The organism is Streptomyces scopuliridis (assembly GCF_042790125.1).
GTDB lineage: Bacteria > Actinomycetota > Actinomycetes > Streptomycetales > Streptomycetaceae > Streptomyces > Streptomyces scopuliridis_A.
The window spans coordinates 1-23,188 of sequence record NZ_JBHTZS010000037.1; the positions used below are offsets into that span (position 1 = coordinate 1).

General features: G+C 69.0%; 21 protein-coding genes and 1 pseudogene. 10 read left to right on the forward strand and 12 right to left on the reverse strand.

Going from position 1 to position 23,188, the window contains the following annotated elements:
• Positions 1-63: 63 nt before the first annotated feature.
• Genes ACFRKB_RS33960 through ACFRKB_RS33975 form a run of 4 tightly spaced genes read right to left on the reverse strand, consistent with a single transcriptional unit; the run spans position 64 to position 3,872 of the window.
• The gene (locus ACFRKB_RS33960) at positions 64-774 is read right to left on the reverse strand and encodes a DUF169 domain-containing protein (protein WP_383110467.1); all 711 of its coding nucleotides are present in this window, start codon (positions 772-774) and stop codon (positions 64-66) included.
• A gap of 40 nt (positions 775-814) precedes the next feature.
• Positions 815-2,380 (reverse strand): linalool dehydratase/isomerase domain-containing protein, encoded by a 1,566-nt coding sequence (locus ACFRKB_RS33965; RefSeq protein WP_383110468.1) that lies wholly within the window; start codon positions 2,378-2,380, stop codon positions 815-817.
• Positions 2,380-2,997 (reverse strand): hypothetical protein, encoded by a 618-nt coding sequence (locus tag ACFRKB_RS33970; RefSeq protein ID WP_383110469.1) that lies wholly within the window; start codon positions 2,995-2,997, stop codon positions 2,380-2,382. Before ACFRKB_RS33970 ends, ACFRKB_RS33965 begins: the two co-directional genes overlap by 1 nt.
• Entirely contained in the window at positions 2,994-3,872 is an 879-nt protein-coding gene (locus ACFRKB_RS33975; protein ID WP_383110470.1) for an alpha/beta fold hydrolase, read from the reverse strand. Before ACFRKB_RS33975 ends, ACFRKB_RS33970 begins: the two co-directional genes overlap by 4 nt.
• 462 nt (positions 3,873-4,334) lie before the next feature.
• On the opposite strand from ACFRKB_RS33975, the gene ACFRKB_RS33980 reads away from it, so the two are divergent.
• Both ACFRKB_RS33980 and ACFRKB_RS33985 read left to right on the forward strand, forming a co-directional pair.
• A complete protein-coding gene (locus ACFRKB_RS33980; protein WP_383110471.1) occupies positions 4,335-4,490 on the forward strand; it encodes a hypothetical protein in 156 nt (51 codons plus the stop codon).
• A 583-nt stretch (positions 4,491-5,073) separates the two neighbouring features.
• Positions 5,074-6,459, forward strand: a complete 1,386-nt coding sequence (locus tag ACFRKB_RS33985) for an MFS transporter (protein ID WP_383110472.1) — start codon at positions 5,074-5,076, stop codon at positions 6,457-6,459.
• 18 nt (positions 6,460-6,477) lie between these two features.
• On the opposite strand, the gene ACFRKB_RS33990 is transcribed toward ACFRKB_RS33985, so the two are convergent.
• Positions 6,478-6,960: a MarR family winged helix-turn-helix transcriptional regulator gene (locus ACFRKB_RS33990; protein ID WP_383110473.1), complete on the reverse strand. Its 483-nt coding sequence runs from the start codon at positions 6,958-6,960 to the stop codon at positions 6,478-6,480.
• 419 nt (positions 6,961-7,379) lie between these two features.
• On the reverse strand, positions 7,380-7,769 hold the full coding sequence (locus ACFRKB_RS33995; RefSeq protein ID WP_383110474.1) for a fucose-binding lectin II: 390 nt from the start codon (positions 7,767-7,769) through the stop codon (positions 7,380-7,382).
• 404 nt (positions 7,770-8,173) lie between these two features.
• Here ACFRKB_RS33995 and ACFRKB_RS34000 point away from each other — a divergent pair, with 404 nt between their 5' ends.
• A complete protein-coding gene (locus ACFRKB_RS34000) occupies positions 8,174-9,436 on the forward strand; it encodes an IS701 family transposase (RefSeq protein WP_383110475.1) in 1,263 nt (420 codons plus the stop codon).
• 111 nt (positions 9,437-9,547) lie between these two features.
• Here the strand turns inward: ACFRKB_RS34000 and ACFRKB_RS34005 are convergent, their stop codons facing one another.
• Together ACFRKB_RS34005 and ACFRKB_RS34010 are read right to left on the reverse strand one after the other, a co-directional pair.
• The gene (locus tag ACFRKB_RS34005; RefSeq protein ID WP_383110476.1) at positions 9,548-10,471 is read right to left on the reverse strand and encodes a MerR family transcriptional regulator; all 924 of its coding nucleotides are present in this window, start codon (positions 10,469-10,471) and stop codon (positions 9,548-9,550) included.
• Between the two features lie 286 nt (positions 10,472-10,757).
• Positions 10,758-10,916, reverse strand: a pseudogene (locus ACFRKB_RS34010) (GNAT family N-acetyltransferase); the annotation flags it as partial.
• 322 nt (positions 10,917-11,238) lie between these two features.
• Between ACFRKB_RS34010 and ACFRKB_RS34015 the strand changes: the two are divergent.
• The 3 genes from ACFRKB_RS34015 to ACFRKB_RS34025 all read left to right on the forward strand — a co-directional run bounded on the left by ACFRKB_RS34015 (position 11,239) and on the right by ACFRKB_RS34025 (position 16,185).
• A complete protein-coding gene (locus tag ACFRKB_RS34015) occupies positions 11,239-11,679 on the forward strand; it encodes a CU044_2847 family protein (protein ID WP_383110513.1) in 441 nt (146 codons plus the stop codon).
• A gap of 76 nt (positions 11,680-11,755) precedes the next feature.
• Positions 11,756-13,066, forward strand: coding sequence for a S1 family peptidase (locus ACFRKB_RS34020; RefSeq protein ID WP_383110477.1), 1,311 nt, complete (start codon positions 11,756-11,758; stop codon positions 13,064-13,066).
• Between the two features lie 5 nt (positions 13,067-13,071).
• Positions 13,072-16,185: an nSTAND1 domain-containing NTPase gene (locus tag ACFRKB_RS34025; protein ID WP_383110478.1), complete on the forward strand. Its 3,114-nt coding sequence runs from the start codon at positions 13,072-13,074 to the stop codon at positions 16,183-16,185.
• A gap of 237 nt (positions 16,186-16,422) precedes the next feature.
• Here the strand turns inward: ACFRKB_RS34025 and ACFRKB_RS34030 are convergent, their stop codons facing one another.
• The gene (locus ACFRKB_RS34030; RefSeq protein ID WP_383110479.1) at positions 16,423-16,839 is read right to left on the reverse strand and encodes a DUF2000 family protein; all 417 of its coding nucleotides are present in this window, start codon (positions 16,837-16,839) and stop codon (positions 16,423-16,425) included.
• 136 nt (positions 16,840-16,975) lie between these two features.
• Here ACFRKB_RS34030 and ACFRKB_RS34035 point away from each other — a divergent pair, with 136 nt between their 5' ends.
• The 3 genes from ACFRKB_RS34035 to ACFRKB_RS34045 all read left to right on the forward strand — a co-directional run bounded on the left by ACFRKB_RS34035 (position 16,976) and on the right by ACFRKB_RS34045 (position 19,318).
• Positions 16,976-17,779 carry a helix-turn-helix transcriptional regulator gene (locus tag ACFRKB_RS34035; protein ID WP_383110480.1) on the forward strand — a complete coding sequence of 268 codons (804 nt, stop codon included), beginning with the start codon at positions 16,976-16,978 and terminating at the stop codon, positions 17,777-17,779.
• Positions 17,780-18,121: 342 nt separating this feature from the next.
• Positions 18,122-18,331, forward strand: coding sequence for a hypothetical protein (locus tag ACFRKB_RS34040; protein WP_383110481.1), 210 nt, complete (start codon positions 18,122-18,124; stop codon positions 18,329-18,331).
• Between the two features lie 63 nt (positions 18,332-18,394).
• On the forward strand, positions 18,395-19,318 hold the full coding sequence (locus tag ACFRKB_RS34045) for a helix-turn-helix transcriptional regulator (RefSeq protein ID WP_383110482.1): 924 nt from the start codon (positions 18,395-18,397) through the stop codon (positions 19,316-19,318).
• A gap of 207 nt (positions 19,319-19,525) precedes the next feature.
• On the opposite strand, the gene ACFRKB_RS34050 is transcribed toward ACFRKB_RS34045, so the two are convergent.
• From ACFRKB_RS34050 to ACFRKB_RS34060, 3 genes are all read right to left on the reverse strand, one after another.
• Complete coding sequence (locus ACFRKB_RS34050; RefSeq protein WP_383110483.1) at positions 19,526-20,512, reverse strand: SDR family NAD(P)-dependent oxidoreductase; 987 nt, start codon at positions 20,510-20,512, stop codon at positions 19,526-19,528.
• Between the two features lie 120 nt (positions 20,513-20,632).
• Positions 20,633-20,941, reverse strand: coding sequence for a hypothetical protein (locus ACFRKB_RS34055; protein WP_383110484.1), 309 nt, complete (start codon positions 20,939-20,941; stop codon positions 20,633-20,635).
• A 194-nt stretch (positions 20,942-21,135) separates the two neighbouring features.
• Positions 21,136-21,540: a nuclear transport factor 2 family protein gene (locus tag ACFRKB_RS34060; protein ID WP_383110485.1), complete on the reverse strand. Its 405-nt coding sequence runs from the start codon at positions 21,538-21,540 to the stop codon at positions 21,136-21,138.
• 592 nt (positions 21,541-22,132) lie between these two features.
• Here ACFRKB_RS34060 and ACFRKB_RS34065 point away from each other — a divergent pair.
• On the forward strand, positions 22,133-23,041 hold the full coding sequence (locus tag ACFRKB_RS34065; protein WP_383110486.1) for an MBL fold metallo-hydrolase: 909 nt from the start codon (positions 22,133-22,135) through the stop codon (positions 23,039-23,041).
• Positions 23,042-23,188: the final 147 nt, after the last annotated feature.

A 23,188-nucleotide genomic window follows, 5' to 3' on the forward strand; every position in this document is an offset into this window, starting at 1 on the left:
CGCCGGACGGGTGTGACCGGCGTGCGCGAGCGGGGCCCCGCCCGATGCGCGTGGAGGCGCGGATTACCCCGGCGGCGGGGTCGGAGTATGGCCGTTGCCGCCGGGCGTCATACCGGGGTCGGTGGCGGCATAGCCGACGACCGCCCGGTCGGCGGCGACGGCCTGTCGCAGGCGGTCGATGATGGCGGGCAGACGTGCGGCGGGCAGCGCGCACGTCATCTCCTGCGCGGGAAGGCCGGTACGGGCGCGGCTGACCGCGCATCCCGGGCTGACCGCGACCTGGCCGCCGTAGGCCAGCGGAACGATCTGGCACTGCGGCCTGGAGGCGAGCCGCAGGTCCGGGCACGCGCCCTGGAGTGTCATGAGCGAGGCGGGCGAGAGACGGACGAGCACGACGTCCGCGCCGGTCGCGGACGCCAGCGGTACGTAGCGGATCGACGTGGGCCGGAACGGCAGGCGGGCGACGGTATCGAGGTCGGCCGGGGTGATCCAGCCGCTGTCGATCAGGGCGGCGGTGTCGGTCCCGGACGCAGCGTCGGCCAGGTCGATCAAGCCGTGGGTGTAGCTTCCGGTGCTGCAGTGGGCGTGGTCCGCGGCGCGCGTGTCGAGGGCCTGTCGCTGGGCGGGTTCCCAGAAGCAGCAGCCCGCGGGCTGGGCGGGGAGGCTTCCGTCGGCGTCGGCGGGCTGCCGGGTGTTGAAGGTGATCGCGACCGGCGGGTGGGCGAGGCCCAGGAGTTCGACGAGCGGGGCCGCCCATGCGGATGCGGACGTCATAGAGGCACCTTTCGTGTGCGTGTCGTGCGCAGGGGCTGTTTCACCGGGACCCGCCGTCCGGGAAGGCGACCCGGATCCGGTGGTCGTCGATGTCGAGGTCGATCTGGATGGAATCGCCGCCGGTGACGTGCCAGCCGGCCGTGTCCCGGTCGTCGACGGTGACCGAGACCGCGGCGGGTACGGGGAGCCGGTCGACGGTGAGACTGGTGGGTGTGCCCCGCCGGGACGGGGTGGCGGCCGTGGTCTCGATGTCGAGGACGCGGTGGGCCATGTCGTTGCGGGCGCGCCGGATGCCGAGGGCGGGGTAGTCGACGCCACTGAGCCGCGGTTCCGATGTCGAAGCGGGCAGGGGTTCGTTGAAGATCCGCCACCATGCTCCCGGGGTGCCGCTCTCGGCGAGCATCAGGACTGCGTTGATCTGTCCGCGGGGCCAGGTGGAGTCGTAGCCGAACCAGAATCCGAAACGGTCGTTCTCCTCGCCGAAGAACCGGGGCTGGTATTCCCTTTCGACGTATTCCCGGATGCGGTCCTCGGTGGCGGTGTCCGCCGTCTCGTGTGCCATCCACAGGGCCGTGCTGAGGTGGTTGGGGTCGGCCCGGAGCCTGCCCAGCGGGAGATCCGGGTCGGACCAGCCGAGCCGTCGCATCGCCAACTCGTAGATCCACAGGGAGAACTCGCGGTCCTGCGGATACATGTACAGCAGGCAGGGGAACACCCCGTGGGCCACGGAGGGGCCGGGCAGTGAGTGGAGGCGCTGCTCGATCGGGTCGTAGTAGAGGGCGAAAGTGCGCAGCTCTCCGGAGCGGGTCAGGCTCATGTAGTGCCGGCGGACGTAGTCGAACCAGCGTGGGACCGGCTCGCTCAGGGTGGTTCCGAGCTGCGCGTCGTAGAGCTTGAGCCCGAGGCCGGTGGCGCTGACGCAGAACGGCCAGATCTTCGTGTTCTCGCAGTGCGGGCCCTGTGGGCGGCTGCGGAACTGGGCGGAGATGAATTCGGCGATCCGCGCGTGAGTCCAGGTGAACCGGCGGCCCTGGTATCCGGTGATCTCGAACGGCCGGTGCTCGGTGGCCTCTCCGGAGACGTAGCGGCGGATGCCGAGCACCAGGTTCAGCCAGCCCCGGTAGAAGACGTTCCCGTCGGCGCCGCACGGGTCGGGCTGCAGCCCCCACGGTTCGATCCCGTTTCCGGTCCAGCCCGGTACCGGGTAACGGCCGCGCAGCGGTTCGGGGATGAACGCCTGCCACGCGGGAGGATAGCGGTCCGCACCGGGGTCGGGACCGATCAGCGTGCACCAGTCGACCGCGCCCCAGAACGAGGTGTAGCGGCGGACGAGTTCGTCCGCGATGCGGGTGTAGACCTCCCGCCATGCCGGGGTCGATTCGAGCAGGACCGGGAGGACGTAGGCCATGTTGTGGACGTCGAACCGGGGGAAGGAGCACATGGGCGGCGCGGTGTAGCGGTCCCACCAGGGGAGGGGTTCGCCCTGGTCGCTCCAGTCGTCCGGGGTGGTCGCCTTGTCCCAGATGTAGCGCAGCCAGCCCAGGGCGCGGTCGTTCAGCGCGGGTGCGGGTGTCGCCGTCTCGGGGGTCACGGTGTGGGCGCTCATCATGGCTCCCGCAACGGTTCCCCGTTGGTCCCCTGTACGATCCACAGCTTGGCCCGTGCCTGCCAGCCGCCGGTCCACTGCGGATCCAGCCGCCGCACCGCCGGCTCGACGGTGATCTTCTCGACGCCGTTGGCGGCCGGGTCGTGTGCCACGTAGGCGCCCGGGAGGGCGCGCCGGGAAGGGTCGGCTCCGCCGATCGGCACCACGTTCCGGACCAGGCCGCGGAACCACATCAGAATCAGATGGTTCCCCTCGACGCGGACGGTTCCGTCGATGCGGTCGCGCATGATGGCGTCGACGGCATCCGGCGAGACCAGGTCACGGAGTGCGTGAGCGCTGCTGCTGAAACGGACGGCGAAGTCGGGCGCCTCGGCCCGGCCGGCCGAGGTGGCGACGAGGCGGCGCTGTCCGTCGAAGTCCCAGTGGCGCCCGGGACCGTCGTCGGCGGAGATCTCGACCGTGAGATCGCGCGTGATCTGGGACCGGAGCGCCGCGCTGCACCGCGCTGCCAGCACCAGGCCGTGCCCGAGCCACCACAGCAGCACCCGCAGCCCCGTGACGGCCCCCGCGTGTGCGGCTCGCCGCTGCCTGTGCACCCGGCCGGTCGTGCCCATCACGGGGCCTTTTCCTCGCCCGCGCCGGACAGGAAGCTGTGCACCAGGGCGGCGAACTCCTCGGGCCACTGCCAGAGGAAGCCGTGTCCGGAGTCGGGGTAGATCCGGACGCGTGCGTTGGGCAGGTGCTTGGCCAGCAGCCAGGTGTTCGGCGTCGGGATCATGATGTCGTTGTCACCGTTGGCGACCAGCACCGGGTGGGTGATCCCGGCGAGGCGGTCCAGCTGGGCCGGGTCGGGGATGCCCCATTCGGTGATGGCGTCCATCTGGGCGTCGCGGGCCTGCAGACCGGCGGGCTTGTCCCGGTCCTCGGTCCGCGAGGCGCGCCGCTCCAGGAACTCCCGGCCCTTTTGCTGGCTGGTCGGGCTGACCTCGAAGAAGAGGGAGAGCAGGTCCTCGGGATGGTTGTCGGCGACGTTGGCGAGGGCCTGGACGTCGTTGATCCAGCCGTGCATCAGCACACCGCTGCGCGGCCCGGTGCCGGCCAGCACGAGCCGGCGGACGAGCTGGGGACGGATCAGGGTGAGTTCCTGTGCGACCATCCCGCCGATGGAGAACCCGAACAGGTCGATCCTGGGCAGCCCGAGCGCCTCGACGAAGGTGATGGCGTCGCGGGCCATGCCGGTGATGGTGTTCGGCACCGTCCCGGTCGACAGGCCGACACCGGCGTTGTCGACCGGGATGACCTCGCGGTGGGCGGCGAGGGAGCCGAGCAGCAGCGGGTCCCAGTTGTCCAGGTTGCCGCGGAAGTGCTGCAGCATCACCAGCGGCAGCACGTCGTCGGAGGCGGTGCCGAACCGCCGGTAGGCGTACGTGACCCCGTTGGCACCCTCGACGAACTGATTCGGGGCGGTCAGCGCGATGTCGCTGTCGGACATGATCGATCAACTCTTCCGTCTCGCTCGCTTCTTGGGTCTCGGCTCGCGACACACGGGCAGGCACGCGGTACGGCGGGGACGGGCGACCACGGCCCGAGCACGACAGTTCGCCACCACTTTGCCGGCTGACCGGGACCGGGTGTGCTCGGGCCTGATCCGACGCGGCCGCATCGTGCCCGAATGCTGTGCCGAAAGGGAGGGAGGGGTTCGAGAACCTGCCCTCGCACGGGCCGACCTCTCGCCTCACGGAGCGGCGATTGCCGTCATCGCCTCGGACCGGCGCACAAATCCAACCTACGGCGCCGCATGTCACGTCGCATCTTGAGCCTGAGGGCCGCCCTTCGCACACATGGGCGCAGTTCCAGCCACACCCCACAACTCCCCCGCTCCAAAGGGGATTGGCACCCTTCCCCGGCTCATCCCTGATCCGGGGCGTGCTGTGAGCAGTGGCCGCAGGCCGCAGTGGAGGCACTGGACGCCGACGCCCTGGACACCCAGAACCCGGCGACGTACGGCGAGAAGACGCACGTGACGGCGTTCGTGCCACGGCGGTTCGTCGACCGCGGCCCGCTGGCCGGCCTGAACGCGAACCCTGCCGGGTCAGCTCCCCGCAGTTGATCCAGGCTCCGCTCCGGCACCAGCCGTGCCAGGACCGCCGACGTCGCCCCGTACACCACGGCGTCCGCCGACACGGCCACCCCACCCACCCCGAGACCGATCGGAAACAGCCGCACACAGTGGAAGAAGCCCACACTCACCACTCACAGCTCCACGCACGGCACGATCCCTCAACTGGCGTGGACCGGCGAGGAGTTCGACATCACCTGCTTCTCCGGCGGTGGGTTCGGCGGACTGGCCTGCATGCACGGTGCGGCCGTTCGAGCGGTAGAAGCAGGCCGCGGAAGCCTGTGCGCCGACACACAAGCGCCTCACTTCACCGGCCCGCGACATGGACAGCGAGAGCACTCCAAAGCGTGCACGGCGCACGCTTCCGCGTTACGCTACAAAGCGTGCACCGTGCACGCTCAGATGGAGGTGTTTCGCATGGAACGATCCATTACGCCCACAGATGTCCTCGCGGACGGACTCGACGGCGGCGAGTTCAACGGCGCGTACGTCCGCAAGGGCTCGATCCGGGCCGCGATCGAGAACATCAAGGCCATGGAAGGCTTGACTCCCGAGGACTCTGCCTATCAGGAGTATGCCAACGCCCTGCGCGCCCTCCAGCCCTCGCTGGTCGCGCTCGAACTCTTCGACCACTTCACCCCCGGAATCCGGCTGTCGCCGCAATCTTCGGGGCCTGAGCACCGTGGCACTGGACCAACGACGTTCCAGAAGCGCTGTGGTCACGGGTGCGGTCGTCGCCCTGCTCCTCCTCGTGGACAACGCCGATCGTGCGTTGATAGCAACCTCCTTGCCGCTGATCGGCGAGGAGTACGGGCTAAGCGCGGCGCAACTCAGCTGGGTGGTGAGCGGGTTTGCTCTCACCATGGTGTCGGCGCAGATCCCGGGCGGCTTGATCGCCGACCGGTTCGGGCCCCGCCGGGTGCTCACCGTCGAGCTGGTGGTGTGGGCAGGGCTCGCCGCCGCCGCCGGCATGTCGGCGACGTACCTTTACCTGCTGGCCTTCCGGCTGCTGGGCGGAATGGTGGCGGGCGCGGTCGTCCCGAACGTGTTCAAGGTCCTGAGCGAGCGGACCACTCAACGGTGGCGGACAGTGGCCGCCGGGCTCGTGATCGCCTGCAATCTGGCGGCAGGAGCGGTCGTGCCCCTGTTGATTGCGCCGTCGGTCGGAGGACTGGGCTGGCGTACGACGGCCGCAGTCGTGGCCGCCCTCTGCCTCGTCGCTGCCGCGACGGTCTATGTGGTTCTGCCTCGGCCCGGCCCCCTCACCACCCAGGCCGACACCTACGGCATGAACGAACATGACGCCGTCGACCGGGTTCCGGGCTCCTCACTCGCAGCGACGCTGCGATCCCCGCCCATCTGGGGGTTCGCCCTCCTGTACTGCTGCACGAATATGCTTTCCTTCGGAGTCGTCAGCTGGATGCCGACGTACTTGGTTCAGGAACGCGGCGTCGCCATCGGCGACACGGGGCTGGCTACTGTGGTGCCCCTGACCGCGATGAGCGTAACCGCGATCCTGGGCAGCCTGGTGTTCAACCGATGGTTCACGGCCCGGCCCCGGCTGTTGGTGGTACCCGCACTCCTCACCGGCACCACGTTCCTCGGCCTCATGATCACGTCATCTTCCCTCACAGGGTTCATCCTCTTCCAAGCTCTCGCGCTGTGCGTATCGGGCCTGGCCGAGGTTGCCATCATCGGCACGATCATCCGGGCCGTACCGTCCGAACTGACAGGGTCCGGGGTGGGCGTGCTCATGACCGGCGGACAATTAGCGGGCGTCATCGCGCCGCTGATGATGGGAGTGCTGGCCGAAAGCTACTCCTTCGAGGCCGCCTTCGCCTTCCTCATGGCCACGACCCTCGCCTCCGCCGTCGGCTTCCTGTTTGTCCGCGGCGGTTCCGTGATCCCCTCTCTGGCAGGTCAGCTGAGCGAGGGGACGAGCGGGATCGCGCTGCGGTGAACAGCGCGGTCAGTCAGGTCAGTCCGAGTCCGTGCCTGTCGAGGCCGGAAGCCGGTCCCAGGGCCCTTCCTCGACGAACCTGCTCAGTGACGCGACGAACGCGCCCGCTTCGGCCGGGTCCCAGGTGGCGAGGTAGTCACCCACGGCCCGCGCGAGACGCCGGCGCATGACCTCGACGACGCGCTCCCCGTCCGGGGTGAGGACGAGCAGGGTCGCCCGGCGGTCCGAGGGGTCAGGTTCGCGGCGAAGCAGGCCGGCTGCCTCCAAACGGCTGGCGTGACGGCTGGTCACCGAGCGGTCGATCCCGATCTCGGTGGCCAGTACCGCGGCCGACCGGGGTCCCGTTCGGGCGAGGCCGGACAGGACGGGGTAGGTGGTTTCATTGATCGCCGGACCGACACCTTCGACCAGGATGCCGTACAGCTGGGCCCTCGTGCCGCGTTGCATGAGCACGGCGATCGCACCGGCCACCTGAGCGCCCCATTCATCCCGATCAGACACACCTCCATCCTAGCGTGCATGAGACACGCTTCTGAACCGACCGGTACCACAACGGGCTTCGCCGTGACGAGTGGGCAACTTCTGCCGCTGCGCGCACACATCGTTCACCCTGGCAGGACAGGATCGGATGAGCAGCTTGCGCGGAAGGGGCGGCGCGCAACCGGGCTCTCATGATCCAGAGCGCCGCCAGGACGAGGGGATCATGCTTCGGCCCCTTCCCCGGCGGTCTAGTGGTCCAGTGATTCGGCCGGCCATCGGCGCTCCTGGTCAACGTGCCGTCAGCCGAACCGCGGCGGGATACCGGCCACATGCTCCCGGTGACATCGTGCGACCGGCCGACCTGGCCTGTGGCCCGCCGTTCGGGCATCCGCTGTTCCGGCGCGCTGCCCAGCGCGACGAGGTCCCGACCGGATCGTCAGCTACTTGGAGTGCCAGCTGAATTCGAGGACGGTGTCGTTGTAGTCACTGTCGTCCCCGTTCTCGGCGACGACGACCATCAGGTGGTAGTTGCCGATGTCGTACGGCCCGCCGGAGTTCAGCTTGCTCGGCTTGAAGACGCCGTCGTCCCCGGCGTACTCGAAGACGGCGGTGAACAGGGACTTGTCGACCGGAGTGATCGTCTTGTCACCGATCGTGTTCCTCTCTCCGGTGCCGGAGAACTCCAGATCCACCACGTCGTGGTTGTCCTTGAGCGTCACCTTCTGCGTGGCCTTCGAGTTGGTCTTCACCTTGACCTGGACTGTCACACCGGAGGGCAGGACGATCTCCGCCTTGTCGTCCTTGGTGAACACATATGCCTTGTCGCTCATGACGGCTTCCTTAGCCTCGGCCGGGCCCGGGGCACGGGCATCGTGCCCCGGAGTCGCGGAGGGTGTATGGGTGATCGTCCCGACGCGGCGCCGCATGATCGCGCCGCGTCGGCACGATCATGCCGAGGCCGGAGCGCCCTCAGGCTCAAGACGGCGCAGAAGGCCACGAACGAGTGACCCGGCCGAGGGACGGTAGTGCCCGCAAGGCCGTCAAAGAACCTGCAGGCGACAGCCTGACCCCCTCGGCCTTACGGCAGGAGGTCAAGGAAGAGGAAGAGGGAGAGGAAGAGGGAGGGAGAACGGGCAACGGTCCAAGAGCCGTAAGAGAACTCCTAGTAGGGCTTGGTCAGGTTCACTCGCCGGTGGCGTGTCCGTTTGATCGCTTGCTCCGTTGACCTGTTGTGATGGGTGGGGAGTTGGCCGCGGTCCGGTGTGATCTGGAGGACTTCGCGGCGGAGGTGTTCGAGCCGTTCGCGCGGGCGGATCAACGCCGGTGGGGAACGGTCTATCTGCGGGGCCTGCTGCTGGACGGGCGGCGCAAGTCGGTGGAGCCGATGGCCGCCCGCCTGGGCGAGGACGGCAACCGGCAGGCCCTCGCGAACTTCATTACCACCAGCCCGTGGGACGCGGCACATGTCCGCGCCTGCCTGGCCTGGCGGATGCAGCACGTGATCAAGCCGACCGCGCTGATCGTGGACGACACCGGGTTCCTCAAGGACGGTGACGCCTCGGCGTGTGTGGCCCGGCAGTACACAGGCACCGCGGGCAAGGTCACCAACTGCCAGGCCGGGGTGTCGCTGCACCTGGCCTCCCACCGTGCATCGGCGGCCGTCGACTGGCGTCTGTTCCTGCCCGAGAGCTGGGATCCCGCCTCACCGAAGGCCGATCCGGCCAGGGTGGCCCGCCGCGCCCGGTGTGGCATCCCCGCCGATGTCGGCCATGTGGAGAAGTGGCAGCTGGCCCTGGACATGATCGACGAGACCAGGTCGTGGGGCGTCGATATCCCGCTCGTCGTCGCCGACGGGGGGTACGGCGACACGGCGCTCTTCCGACTGGGCCTGGAAGAGCGCGGCCTGAGTTACGCGGTCGGCATTTCCACCACGACCACCGCCCAGCCGGAAGCGGCACGGCCTCATACCGTGCCTTACGGCGGACGCGGCCCAAGGCCCCGACCCGTCTACCCCGAGCCGGCCCGGACGGTGAAGGAGCTGGTCATCGCGGCCGGCAGGCAAGCCGCCCGGCCGGTGCAGTGGCGGGAAGGCTCTCGTCCGGGCAGCGGCCGCAGCGGTCTGAAGCGCATGTACTCACGGTTCGTGGCTCTGCGGATCAGGCCCGCCGGCCGCGAGATCCGCAAGAACGCCGACGGGCCCGAACTGCCCGTGCGCTGGCTGCTGGCCGAATGGCCCGCCACCGAGCGCGAACCTGTGCAGTTCTGGCTGTCCAGTCTTCCCGCCGACACCCCGCTGGCCACCCTCGTGCGCACCGCGAAGCTGCGCTGGCGCATCGAGCACGACTACCGCGAGATGAAGCAGGCCCTGGGCCTGGCCGACTTCGAAGGCCGCACCTGGCCAGGCTGGCACCACCACGTCACCCTCGTCTCCGCCGCGCACGCCTTCTGCACCCTCCAGCGCATCACCCGGTCCCCAAAAGAGACGGCGTCGGCCTGAGCCTCTACCAGGTCGCCCGCGAACTGCAGTTGCTCCTCGCGGTCTGGACCGGCGCCTGCCCCACCTGTCACCGCAACACGCCAGACCCGATACCAACCTGACCAAGCCCTACTAGGCCGTGTTATTGGTAGCGGGTGAGTCCTGGGCGGATAGCTCTTCGGCCAGTTCCATACAGCGCAGGCGGGCTGGGGAAAAGTCGTAGGGCATCTTGCCGATGGCTTCGAGCACGCTCATGGAGTCAGCCTGCCGTCTGCCGGAGCTGAGATCGGCCTCGTCCTCGCCGTCATCGGCGGTAGCGGGGTGCAAAGTGTCCCAGGCGTCGAAGAGGGCATCGTCGTCCTTATCCAGGCCGGACTCCTCGATGACGGCGTGCAGGGCGTTTTCGAAGGCGTGCCGCTCGGCGGCCACTTGAGCCACCCGTGGATCATCGACGGCGACGCTGTCGTCGAGTGCCTCCTCGGCGTCATCGATGCGGTCGGAATCCTCCCGCAGAGTGGGATGCGTGGCCAGGGCGACGAAGCGAGTGGCCTGGACGGCCGCGCCGAGCGGGCCGAAGATCCGCTCAGTGACCAGCAGAGTGTCCAGGTCCGCCTGACGCAGGGAGCCCTCGGGCAGGCTCTTGAGGCGTTCGGTGACGAAGTCGGAGAGCAGGCCCATCCGGCTGCCTTCGGTGCGCATCCGCTGCACGGCGGTCCGTTGCCGCCGCAATTCCGCCTCCTGCTCGGTGAGGGTCTCCTCCAACTGCTCCAGGATGCCCGCGATACCGTCTTCGCTGTCCGCAGCGGCGGAAGCCGTGCCGGTGGTAAAGGCGTCACGGATGTCGTCCAGGGCGATCCCGGCGTCGGCCATCTTGCGAATCCACAGCAGGCGGATCATGTCCTCGTACCCGTAGCGACGGCGGTCATCGCCGCCCCGCTCAGGCTCGGGGAGCAGGCCGATCTCGTGGTAATGGCGAATCGCCCGTGGCGTGCTGCCGACGAAGGCCGCCGCGTCACCGATCTTGACCTGGCGGGGTGGCACGAAAGGCGAATGCATGAACAGGGACCTTTCCTCAAGAGATCGGGACGTAAGTCCACTGGACCACATGCCGCTACGGAAGGTGCAACCCCATACACACCGCCCCGCGCCGATGCCAGGAAATGTGCCCTTCCTTCGTAATGACCGCAGGGCCGCCGTTTCCTGCTGGCGCATCCGCACGACGGCAGGCTGAGGGTTCACAGCCACTGATGAATCGCCGCGACCTGAACCGTCGCACGGCAGGTCCCGCCACGGAACTCCGGTCCGAACCCGCCACCGAACACCGTCTACCAGTCGCGCGACAGGCATGGACGCCACCGTCCCAGGCAACATTGACAAACCCCGCGAGCCTGACCTCCTGCCGGGCACAGACCCAGCCGAGACTGTGGCGCCGCACTTGCGCCTGCGCGTGGAGTGCGTTGACAGTGGCGTTGTCGAATACGAACCGCGGGTGCCGCCACACCCCGACCAGGGACGACCCGGACTCAACACCCACCCGTCCACCAGGGACTTCTCCACGTCCAGGCCCTGCGCGCGCTGGTCCAGGACGACTTGGTCTGGCAGGCGGGGCGAGGAAGCGGCACATGACCTTCGCATCGTCGGACGCGCAGTGCGGCACACGGAGTTGCTTGCGCCTGGACGGGACGCCGGCCGGGTCCCGGGCATAGGCGACGGGACGCCGACACACCGCCAGGTCGCCCCTCTGACTCCCGGCACACAGCCGGGTAACCTCTCCGTGTACCTCACGAGCCGCCTAACTCAGGTGCGCGGAGGCGCAGTTCACGATCGGGGAATGTCACGCCACTGTCGGAAGGTCAAGCCGTGTACACCGTCGACGTGCCGCTGGGGAGCGGCGGCGAGGTCGTACGAGTACGGGTGAATGGCGCCGGGGAGGACGTCGTGCGCGTCGGACGCGCAACCGTGCCGTCGTCCGGGCCGAGCGGTCCCCGGAGCAGATGCTGGATGTCGTACGGCCGGTCGCGGACGTCTTCGCCGGCCGCTGCCGTGGCATGCTCCGGCCGCCGGACGAGGCGACCCTCGAATTCGGCATGTCGCTCTCCGCAGACGCGAAGGTCCTCGTCACGGGCTCCTTTGCGGGGGCCAACTTCTCCGTCAGCCTCACCTGGCACAGCAGCCCCGCCGGTACGGACGCGGTGCCGGTAACCGCACCCGGCCCGGAGTCCGCGGGCCAAGGCCCGGCGGGCGGCCTCGCCTTCGCGGGCTGAGTCCCGCGGGGCAGACCGGGATCCGCCGTCGCACCGCCAGCACTCTCCCACTCCCCCACCGCATCGAGGAGGTCCCGTGCACGACCAGGACGATCCCGGCCGTACCGCGACCGGAGCCGGGCACGGCGAGGCTGCCGGGCACGGCGAATACGAGGATGCCGACACCGTCCTCGCCTCCGGGACGGTCCGCCTCCGGGACGGGCACGGCGACTCCGCCGGTACTGGTTTCCTCGTCGGCGACGGGCTCGTCCTCACCTGCGCCCATGTGGTGTGCGACGCGCTCGGGAAACCCCGCGACAGCGAGGTGCTCCCCGAGGCCCGTGTCACCGTCGACATGCCTCTCCTCGCCGGACCGAAGACCCCGGGCCATGGTGTCGAAGCAGAGGTGGCGCACTGGGTGCCGATCCGGGAGGACCGGAGCGGCGATGTGGCCGTGCTTCGACTGCTCGCGCCGGCACCGGGGGCGCGGCCGCTGCCGACCAGCCTGTCCCGGCGTCTGTGGGAACACGGTTCCCGCATCGTCGGCTTCACCGGTCGCTCCGACCGGCCCGTGTGGCAGCGGGGCAGTCTCCTCGGCCCTGCGGGGAAGGGCTGGGTACAGCTGTCCCGGGCCGACGGGCAGACGGTCCGTGTCACCGGCGGTTTCAGCGGCAGCCCGGTCTGGGACAACGCCCTCGGCGCCGTCGTCGGCATGATCGTGGCCGCGGAGCCGGTACGGGACGACCAGCAGGCGTACATGCTGCACCTGGGGGCGCTCGCCGACGAGATTCCCGCCCTCGCCGAGGTGCTCCTGGCCCCGACGCCCTTCCGTGGCCTGGAGCCTTACCGCGAGGAGGACGCCGAGGTCTTCTTCGGCCGCGGGGAGGACACGGAGACCGTCGTCACCGCTCTGCGCGGTGACCGTGCAGCGGTGACGTTGTGCGGACCCTCGGGGTGCGGCAAGTCCTCTCTCGCCCTCGCGGGGGTCGCGCCCGTCATGCGCCGTGCCGGCCACGAGGTGGTGGTCGTCCACTGCGGACGCACCTCCCGTCCGGTGGGCGCTCTGGCGGTCGAACTCCTCGAACTGGCACGCCAGGAACAGTTCGGGCCACCGCGCGCCATCGGCGTCGAGCGGGTGGTCACCTGGCTGACCGGGGCAGGCCTCGCGGACACCGTCCACCGGCTCACCGGCAGCGCCACCACCGACCTCCTCGTCGTACTGGACCAGGCCGAGGCTCTGCTCGACCTGCCCGCGGGGGACCTCACGGCCCTGTTGTCGGTCCTGTTCCCCGCCCGGCGCACCGCCGGGATGCGGGTGCTGCTCACCTTGCGCGCCGACTTCATCGATGCCGCCCTCAGCCACGAGCACCTCGGACCGGTGCTGAAGCGGGGAGCGTCCTGCCGCTGACTCCGATGACCCGGGAGCAGCTGCACGCCGTCATCACCCGCCCCGTGGACCGCGTCCCCGGTGTCTCCTACGAACCGGGGCTGGCCCACCGCATCCTTGAGGACGCCGGCGGTGAGCCCGGTGCCCTCCCCCTCCTCGGCTTCGTCCTGCGGCACCTGTGGGAGGAACAGTCGGGCGGCCGCCTGAGGGTCGAGGCGTACGAGAGGGCCGGCGGCGTCTCCGGTGCGCTGCGCAGTCACGCGGAGGCGGCGTGGCGGAAGTACGTCCCGTCCGTGACCGAGACCGGCTCCCCGAACCCCCCTGGCATCCCGGGCGCCCCGGAGATCCCTGACCCCACCGAAGCCGTCACGCACGCGCGGCGGCTCCTCGCCGGACTGGTACGAGTGGTGCCGGGCAGCGGCGCCCCCGCACTGCGGCGGGTGCTGACCCGGGCGGAGGCCGGCGAACAGCGCTGGCGCCTGGCCGTACTGTTCGCCGGGAGGGACGAGCGTCTGCTAATGCTCCACGGCGGAGCAGGTGTGCCGGAAAGTGTGGAACTCGCCCACGAAGCCCTCATCACGGCCTGGCCGACTCTGTCCGAAGTGGTGCGCGAGGACCGGGACTTCCTTGCCGCGCGCACAGAGTTGCAGCACGACCGGGAACGCTGGGAGAGCGCTGGGCGTGCTGACGAGCTCCTCCCGCGGGGTGCACACCTCAGCTCCCTCGAAAGCCGTCTCGCCGGGCGCACCGACGAACTGACGGCGGCCGAGAGCGAACTCCTCGACCTCGCCGCCCGGCAACACCGCGCGGTACAGCAACAGCTCCGCGCCCGGCAGCGGCACATTCGGCTGGCCTGGGCGGCCGGCAGCCTCGCTCTCGCGCTGATCGCCGCCTTGGGGATGTTCTTCGTCCAGGAGTCCCGGGTGAGCGAGGAGCGGGCAGCGGAAGGCCGGTCCAGGACGCTGGCAGTGCAGGCCGACGAACTGGCCGAGACCAATCCCACCCAGGCCGCTCTGGCCGCGATAGCGGGCTACGACACCTCCCCGACGCAGGAGGCCCGCAACGCGCTGATGCGACGGTACTCGGAGATGATGAAGGCGAGTTGGGTCCTGTCCGGACTGGATTCAGACATCGGCCAGGCAAGTATGAGCGCGGACGGCAAGGTGACCCTGGTGATCACCTCAGGCGGCCGGGCGATCCTTTTCGTCCGTTCCGACGACGGACGAGTGCGGCAGGAGAACCTGCGGCTGGGCCAGAAGATCCGCAACCCTCAGGTGAGCGGCGACGGCCGCAGAATCGCCTACATGCGCGAGACCGATGCGCTCCTCGCCTGGCACGAGGTGACCACCGCCGGGAAGCAGCTGGCGGGCCCGGCCCATCTGCTCCGGCACGTGCAGGCACGGAACGCGGAAGGCGCCGTCCTCGCAGCCAAATCGATCCGTTTCTCCTCCGATTCACGGCATCTGGTGGAAGCCTCCGAGCTGCCCGGCGGACTGCCCCTTCTGGTGTGGGACCTCTCCCGCAGCCGCCCTCGCGAACTGCCGAAGTCCTTCAACAAAGTGCGGAACGTCTGGTTCGGTCCGGACAGCGGGACCCTGGTCGCGGAGAAGGGCAGCAAACTGATGGGAGAGCGCACCTCCCTGCTGGCCATTGATGTCGCCACCGGGTCATCCCGTGAACTGGTCCATGACTTTGCCTACTTCCCCGAGGTTTCTTGGGACGGGAGAACGGCCGTCGTATGCCAGGAGAAGGGGGAGAATGTCTCTCGTTACCAGGCCATCCGGGTCTCGGACGGCAGCGTCCTCCGAAATCAGGAGCTAAAGCGACCGAACTGCCCGAAACCGAAGTTCGACACCGCCGGCCGCTATTTCGCCGTCGAGGGCGACTTGGGCACCTGGTCCCGTATCGCGATCCATGGTGACGAGGCGCCCGAACGGCTGGTGCCCCGTCAGCACCTCGCCAGCTCGGTCGGCGTCGAACGCCTGCCCCTCCTGATGTCCGGGTCGGAAACCGTGATGCCCTTCGCCATGGGCCGTACTGTCACCGGCGTCAGCATGTCCGTCGGCCCCTCCAAGCCGGCACACGGGTATCCGGTGCTGCTCGGTGACGGTGGCCGGATGCTGGTCCGCGGCGACGGCGGCAAGGTGGTCCGTATCGTGGAGACCAGGCCCGGGGCCCGCACTCTCGCCCGGACGGAGACGCCCGGAAAACCACCCACCGAGGAGCAGCCCCTCGTCACCAACAAGGCCGAGACCCTGATGGCGGACGTCTCGGACCGCAAGAGGATCACGGTCCGCGCCCTGCCCTCGCTACGTCGGATCAGCCAATTCGCCGTGTCCGCGCCGCCCCTCGACGAGGCGACCGGAGAGCCGGGCACGATCGACATCATGTTCCAGAGCGACGACAAGGTGGTCACCCTGTCGGGTTCGGTCCTCGAGTACTGGGACGCACGGCAAGGGCGCCGTCTCTCGTCCGCCGTGGAACTCCGCAGCCTCGGGCTCAGTACCGCCGAGGACCCGTTCTTCACCATGGGCGCCCATCCGGACCCGGCATATGCCACGGTGATCGTGGGGGGAGAGCCCGAGGTACACACCATCGACCTGCGGACGGGAAGGGAGGACAGGAAGCAGCGCATCCGCCTCGCCGAGGACCTGCTCACCGCGGAGTATCTGCCGGACACGCGCTACATGGCGGTGCTCACCACCGGCAGGATCGTCGAACTCTGGTCTGTGGAGAAGGGGTCACCGCCGAGAAAGGTGCTCGGGCCGTTCGGACCGCTTGAGCAACATCGCTGGACCATGGGATCCTCCGGCGGATCCGGATTCTTCCTCGCCTACGAGAACACCATGATCCGTCTCCGGGCCGACGATCCCGAATCCCGGGACACGTTCGTGTTCTCGAAGGTCCAGCGATTCCTGGACGCCACCAAGGACGGCAGGACCCTGCTGAGCATGCCGGTGGAAGGTGATCTGGACGACCCGTCCAGCCCCGGACGCCTGCTGACACTCTTCCGGATCGACCCCACGCTCTGGAAAGAACACCTTTGCGGTGTCGTCGGCCGGGAGCTCACACCCGACGAACGCACGGCCCTCTCCGGGGAGCTGCCGAACAGAATCTGCCCCGAGCCCACGCAGGGCTGAGGCCGGAACTCGCCTGGTAACCGCCCGGTCGCGCTTGAGTCGGTTGATCGCGGCGCCGGAGCACGGTGTGGAGCATGTCGTCGGTGCTGACCGAACGTCTGCACCGACTGGGTCGTAGGCACCTGAAGTAGCGCCCGTGACCGGACCGGGGCGCCCGCCGGGCGTCACAGTCGGCGCCGTCGGGGCGCTCGGCCGGGGCCGCGGGTTCCGGGCAGGGCCGGCGAGATGTGAGGCCGCTCAGGGGTGCATTCGCGCGCCCTTGAAGACCTTGTCCACCGCGTTGCGCGGCCCGTAGACGGCCATCCCTACAAGATCGAGCTGATCCTTTCCCACGGCCCGTACTGCCGCCCGGTTGTCCCGGTCGTTGCCTGTGCTGAACAGATCTGACGTGAACAGGGCCCTCGGCAGCAGACGGGACAGCGCCCGCCCGTGCGCGGCGCTCAGTGTTTCCTTCGTCCCCTCGAAAACCAGCACGGGCTGGCGGAACATCGGCAGATACGCGGTGCCGTCGGCGTCCGCGTACGGCTCGCCGATCACCTCGGGTGACGTCGTGCCGAGCCCGCTGACCAGGAAGGCGGTCACATTCAGCCGCTGCCAGGACTCAAGGTCGTCGCGCAACAGGACGGCGATCTTGGTGTCGAAGCGGACGGGCACGTTCTCGCACCCCGCACCGGCACCGGCCCCAGCCCCAGCCCCAGCCCCAGCCCCAGCCCCAGCGTTGGTCTCATCCTCGGTTCTCATGCTTCGAGACTCCCGGATGCGCGCCTTCTCCGTCTTGTACGTTCTTTGCGTGACGCCCCAGCAGGAGATCTCCGCTTGGCGCCCGCCGATCGCGGGTGTCGTGGAGGTCTTCCACGCCCATTTCACCGAGCACGTGTACCCCATGCACGTCCACGACGCCTGGACTTTGCTGATCGTCGACGACGGCGCGGTCCGCTACGACCTGGACCGCTACGAGCGCGGTACTCCGAGTGACACCGTGAGCCTGCTCCCGCCGCAGGTCCCGCACAACGGCTCACCCGCCACCCCGCACGGCTTTCGCAAGCGCGTGCTCTACCTCGACATGAAACAGCTGGACGAGCGCTTCATCGGACCGGCGGTGGACGGCCCGGACCTCACCGATCCCGTGCTGCGCAGACGCGTCGGACAACTGCACACCGCCCTCGCGAGCCGTGGTGACGAGTTCGAGGCGGAGAGCCGTCTGGCCCTCATCAGCGAGCGGCTGCGCGAGCACCTGCGCCCCAGGCTGGTCTCCGCCAGTGCGGAACCCGACCGCGGCCTCGCCCAGAGCCTGCGTGACCTCCTCGACGGGCGACTGTGTGAAGGCATCGCCCTCAAAGAGGCCGCGCGCCTGGTCCACGCCCACCCCGCGCATCTTGTACGTGCCTTCAGCGGCGCCTTCGGGATCGCCCCGCATCAGTACTTGATGTCCCGCCGCGTCGACCTGGCCCGCCGTCTGCTACTCGACGGACAGCCTCCCGGCGAGGTAGCCACCGCAGCCGGCTTCTACGACCAGTCCCATCTCACCCGGCACTTCAAGCGGGTCGTGGGCATCACCCCGGGACGGTACGCCCGTACCGGAGCCGCCGGCTGAGCATGAGCCGCCCTCTGCGGGCGGCCATGCTGCCCAGGCCCCGCGCCGCGCCCGAGGCGGAAGACGCCCGCTCGGCGGGGGACGGTGGGGCCCGGGGCGGCATCCTGAAGAGCACCCGCCCGGCGTCGCTCCCGGGGGAACTGAATCGTTGACCGGGGTGCAGTGCCGGGCAGCGGCCTGGGGCCCAAATGAACAGCCAGTATCGGTGAGATTGATCTTTAGCCTTTGGCACAGCGGACGCACGATCGTGGGGCCTTGGGCTGGGCCGGCGTTGACGGCGGGCGTGACGCCGAAGTTGACGGCGTCCAGGAGCACCACCAGCGCGATCGTGACCCAGACGACATGCGCGGTCACGGCAAGTGCTATCGCGGCCACGAGCAAGCCGGCCATGGCGACCAGCAGGAGTGCGCAGGGCGCGCGGTCGGCTACGCGCCCTCCGAGGGTCAGGCCGATGAACGCGCCGACGCCCTAAAGTCCGAGCGCGAGACGTACCAGTCCCGCGGTGAGGCCGGTGACATCCTCCAGCAGGGCTCCGAGCGCGCGCCGTGCTGAACCTAGGTCTGGCGTGTCCACCTTCACCGGCCCGTCACGGCGCCGTGGTGTATCACTGGATGCATGGATCAAACCGGCGAGCTCGGTGATTTCCTGCGCTCTCGGCGAGCCCGTCTGCGTCCCGAGACCGCGGGGGTCGCCTACGGCGGCGGCCCGCGGCGGGTGCCCGGACTGCGACGCGAGGAGGTCGCGCACTTGGCCGGGGTGAGCACGGACTACTACGCCCGTCTCGAACAGGGCCGGCACCCACACGTCTCGGAGACGGTACTGGAGGCAGTGGCCCGCGCCCTGCGCCTGGACGACACCGAACGCGGCTACCTCTTCGAACTCGCCCGGCCCAAGTCCCCCGGCCCGGACCGGCACCCTCCGGCCCGGGTACCGCGCGTGCGTCCGGCGATCCACCAGATGCTGGATGTCCTGAACGATGTCTCGCCGGCCCTGGTCCTCAACCACCGAAGCGACGTCCTGGCAGTCAACCATCTTGCCAAGGCGCTGATCACGGACTTCGACGCGCTGCCGTACCGCGACCGTAACTTCGCCCGGTTCGTCCTGCTCCACCCCGCGGCGCGGGATCTGTACCAGGACTGGGACCGGGTCGCGGAGGCGTTCGTCGCCAGTCTGCGCCTGGCTGCCGGACGCCATCCCGACGACCGACTGCTGAACGAACTCGTCGGCGAGCTGTCCATCGAGGTTCCCGAGTTCTCCACCTGGTGGGCCGGTCACCGCGTGGACCAGTGCGCCCACGGCACCCGGCGCCTCGACCATCCCGTGGTCGGCGAACTCACCCTCGCCTACGAGATTCTGGCCCTGCCCGCCGACCCTGACCTGAGTATCTGCCCGTACACCGCGGAACCTGGTTCGGCCTCTGCGGAGACGCTGCGCATGCTCGCCAGATGGCGTGCCCCGACGGACGGACGAGGGCGCAACTCCCCCGAGAAACGGAGGCAGGTGTCCTGTACATCGCGGCGTCGAGGCCCTTCCCACTGACGGGATATTCGAGACCCGATCCGATGGTCAGGCCGATGTCCGTAACGGGGAGCCTGCGGGCCACGCTGCGGTGCCAGCGACTTCGTCCCGGTAGAACGCCTCGTACAGGTCCCGGCTCACGTAAGCGATGTGCGGGTCAGCGCTGCGCCAGTGAATGGCGCTGGAATCGATGCCACGAGTTCAGTGCCGCCCTTGCGAGGGTTCCACTCATGCGTCCGTTGCGGCGAGTGACAGTTCCCACAGGCGCTCGGCGGCGTCCGGGTCGAGCGCGTACGGGGCTACTCCGCCGGGGGCGGATCCCACGGCCTCGGGCGTCAGCTTCTCCGCCTCGTTGTTGTCCTCGAAGTAGCGACCGCCGATGTCCTGCAGCAGGGCGGAGGTCGCGACCAGCACGCCGGTCGCGGCGCCCTGGGCGATTGTCTTGAACCGGAACGGCGCGCCCTGGATCGAGCCGAGTTCTCCGGCCGCCTCGGCGGCGCGCAACTGTGCGGCCTGATCGGGATCCATGTAGCGCGACAGGTTCGTCGACATGATCACGCCGGGATGGACGGCGTTGGCGGTGATCCCGTCGGCGGCCCAACGGTTGCTCGCCGCGACCGCGAAGAGAACGTTGGCGGTCTTGGACTGTCCGTAGGCGAGCCACGGGTCGTAGGCGCGCGAGGTGAAGTTGATGTCGTCGAACCGCACGGGCGAGGCGTGGTGGCCGCGGGAACTCAGCGACACGATCCGCGCGTTGCCGGCCGCCGCGAGCGCGTCGTGCAGGCCGAGAGCGAGCGCGAAGTGCCCGAGATGGTTGGACGCGAACTGGAGTTCCCAGCCGTCCGGTGTGCGCTCAAGCGTGGGCAGGGCCATCACGCCGGCGTTGTTGACGAGGATATGCACGGGCCCGGTCCAGGCGCTCGTGAAGGCGGCGATCGACGTCCTGTCGGCGAGGTCGAGTCGGCCGACCTGGACGGCGTCGTTGCCGGTCGCCCTGCGGATGTCGGTCGCTGTCGTCTCGCCGGCGTCCGTGTTGCGGACCGCGAGGGTGACCGAGGCGCCGGCACTGGCGAGGGCGCGCGCGGTCTCGGCACCGAGACCCGACGCGGCGCCGGTGACGACTGCGTGCTTGCCGGTGAGATCGATGCCTTCGATGACCTCGGCGGCCGTCGACCCTTCTCCGAAGGGGGTGTGGATGCGCTGGGTGGTTGTCACGACCTCACGTCCCAGTCAGTTGGTCGGTTGCTTGCCCTCACCTGAACAGGCGAGAGAGGCGGTCCCGGCGGACCCTGTGCAGGCACGCCAGAGGGACAAGGGGTGGCTCACGCCCGATGCTCAAGTTCGAGAATGAGCTTGACGACGTTGTCGAAGAGCACGTCGACGTATCGGGGGGGTGCACTCGCTCAGCTGGTCGGCAAGGTCGCCCCGTTTGTAGTCGATGGCGGTGCTGAACCCGAGCCGGTCGACGAGCATGCGGGTCTTCTCGGGGCCGCCCGCGATCCCGATCACGTACGTGCCCTTGATCTGCACGATCTGACGGGCGACGCTTCCGACGGCCCCGGCCCCTCCCGATACGAGCACCGTGTTGCCCACGGCGAGCCGGCCGACGTCCAGGAGCCCGAAGTAGGCGGTCATGCCGGCCATGCCCAGGACGCCGAGATACGCCGCGAGCGGCTGACTCGCCTCGGGTTGGACCTTGCAGACCCCGGTTCCGCCAGGAACTCGCCGTCGCCGGGCACGGGGATGGGTGTCCGGACAAGCTGGAGGTCGGAGTCCTCGAAGGGACCGGCCGGGCGGGCCTTGCGGCGAAACCGGCGATTGATGCCGGTCATCTCGGCTCACCTCACCTGGTCGGGCGCGAAGTGGTCGCCGAACATCGGCAGTCCGCTTGCGGACTCGGCGCGGGTCGCCTCGTCCTCCCAGACGTCCCAGTGTTCGGCCAGTCCGCCGTTCTCGACGCGTACGACGTCGGTCACGACGGAGGCAGTGTCGCCGGTGCCGGAGTACCGGCCGTAGAGCATCACGTAGTCGCCCTGGGCGACCGCGAGCTGGTTGTCGTAGCGCAGGGCGGCCGGCAGGGCGCGAACCAGGTTGAACAGACCTTCCCGTCCCGGCGGGATGTGCCGACTGTGCTGAAGGTAGTCCTCGGACCAGAACTCCTGGGCGGCCGCGTAGTCGCGCTTGGTGAAGAGTGTGTCGAAGGCCGTCAGAACGAGTCCTTTGTTCTGCTCGGGTGTGGCCATGCCGTGCTCCAGAGGATGCTTGTCATGAGTGCCTCGGGCGTCGTCCCGTGTGCGGCTACGCGCTCTTCGCGGTGACGCCAGTGATGTCGGCGAGGCGACGCCACCGCGTGAGCGGCGGGGTCTCGCCTCCCTCGACGGTGATGAGCCGCACGGCCAGGTGGTCGGCGCGGCGTTGTGGAATTCGGTCAGGCGGTCGCTGATCGCGTCGTCGCTTCGGGCTCAGCGCGAGCGCAGGAAGTCACCCGGTTCGCCGTTGTCGTTCATGCGGCCAGTGTGCTCCCCATAGCGACGTGACGGGCCGGTGAAGGTGGACCAGCCAGACCTAGGTTCAGCAGGGCGCCCTCGGAGCGTCCACACACACGCAAATCAGGTCATGCTTACTTAAAAGCGACGACCTTCTCCGGCGAGGAAGCCAGGGACCTCCCCGCGCCGGGGCCGGGGAAAGGAGCGGCTGTCCCGCACTGGTCTGCTATTGCCTCGAAGGCCACGCTGCCGCAGGCCAGGCCGGAGCCAGCCCTCACTCGGCCCCCTGGAACCCCATCACAAGAGACCCTCCACTCAGCCCTGGGACGGGCCGCCCAAGGAGATCACCATGACCGAGTTCGCGCCTCTACCCGACTTCGCCCTGGGCCCAGACATCCCGGAGTCCGGGTATGTCGTCAAGGACCTGGGCGGCGGTGCCCATTTCGTCACCCAGGGGATGATCAACACGATGTTCGTGGAGACGAAGAACGGTGTCGTCCTCGTGGACGCCTCACCGTTCCTGGGTGACAGACTGCTGGAGGCGATCGAGTCGGTCACCCCCAAGCCGGTCACCCACCTGATCTACAGCCACGCGCACGCCGACCACATCGGGGCAGCTCACCTGCTGAAGCGGAACGGCCTGAAGATCATCTCCCATGAGATCACCGGCGAGTTCATCAAGGAGGTCAAGAACGACGACCGGCGCCCCCAGCCCACCGAGACCTTCAGCGGCCGTCGCGAGGAGATGGACATCGACGGGGTACGGTTCGTCCTCGACTACACGGGAGACTGGCATCAGGCCGGCAACCTGTTCATCCACCTGCCCGAGCTGAAGCTCATGGGAGCGATGGACAGCTTCACTCCGAAGAGCGCGCCATTCTTCCGCCTGTACTTCTCCGCACACGTGCCCGCGTACTTCGACGCCATGGACCAGCTGCTGGAGTACGACTACGAGACCATCGTCACCGGCCATATGGCTCTGCCTGGTACGCCCGAGGACGTGGCGACGAACCGGGAGTACGTCCGGGACCTGCGCGCCGCTGCTTCCGAAGCACTGCGCACAGTCGACATGAAGGAAGCCTCGGCCGCCGCCAAGGTGCCGGCGAACAACAAGCAGGCGGAAATCAAGGTCTGGATGGACGCGGTCACCGCCCGCGCGGCCGAACTCATGCCGTCCTGGGAACAGCGCCTGGGAGGGACCGACATCTTCCTCGCCGACAACCTCAACGCCACCGCGTGGAGCGTCTTCATCGACTAGGACGACACCTACGGATGAGGGGCGAATTGCGGTGATTGCGTTTGCGCCCGACAGGACGTGCGCGGTGGAACCCCGGCCCGTACAGGCTCGCGGGGCTCGGACCTGCATGTTCGCTCCCTCGTAGTGCTCATGCGAACGGAGCCCGCC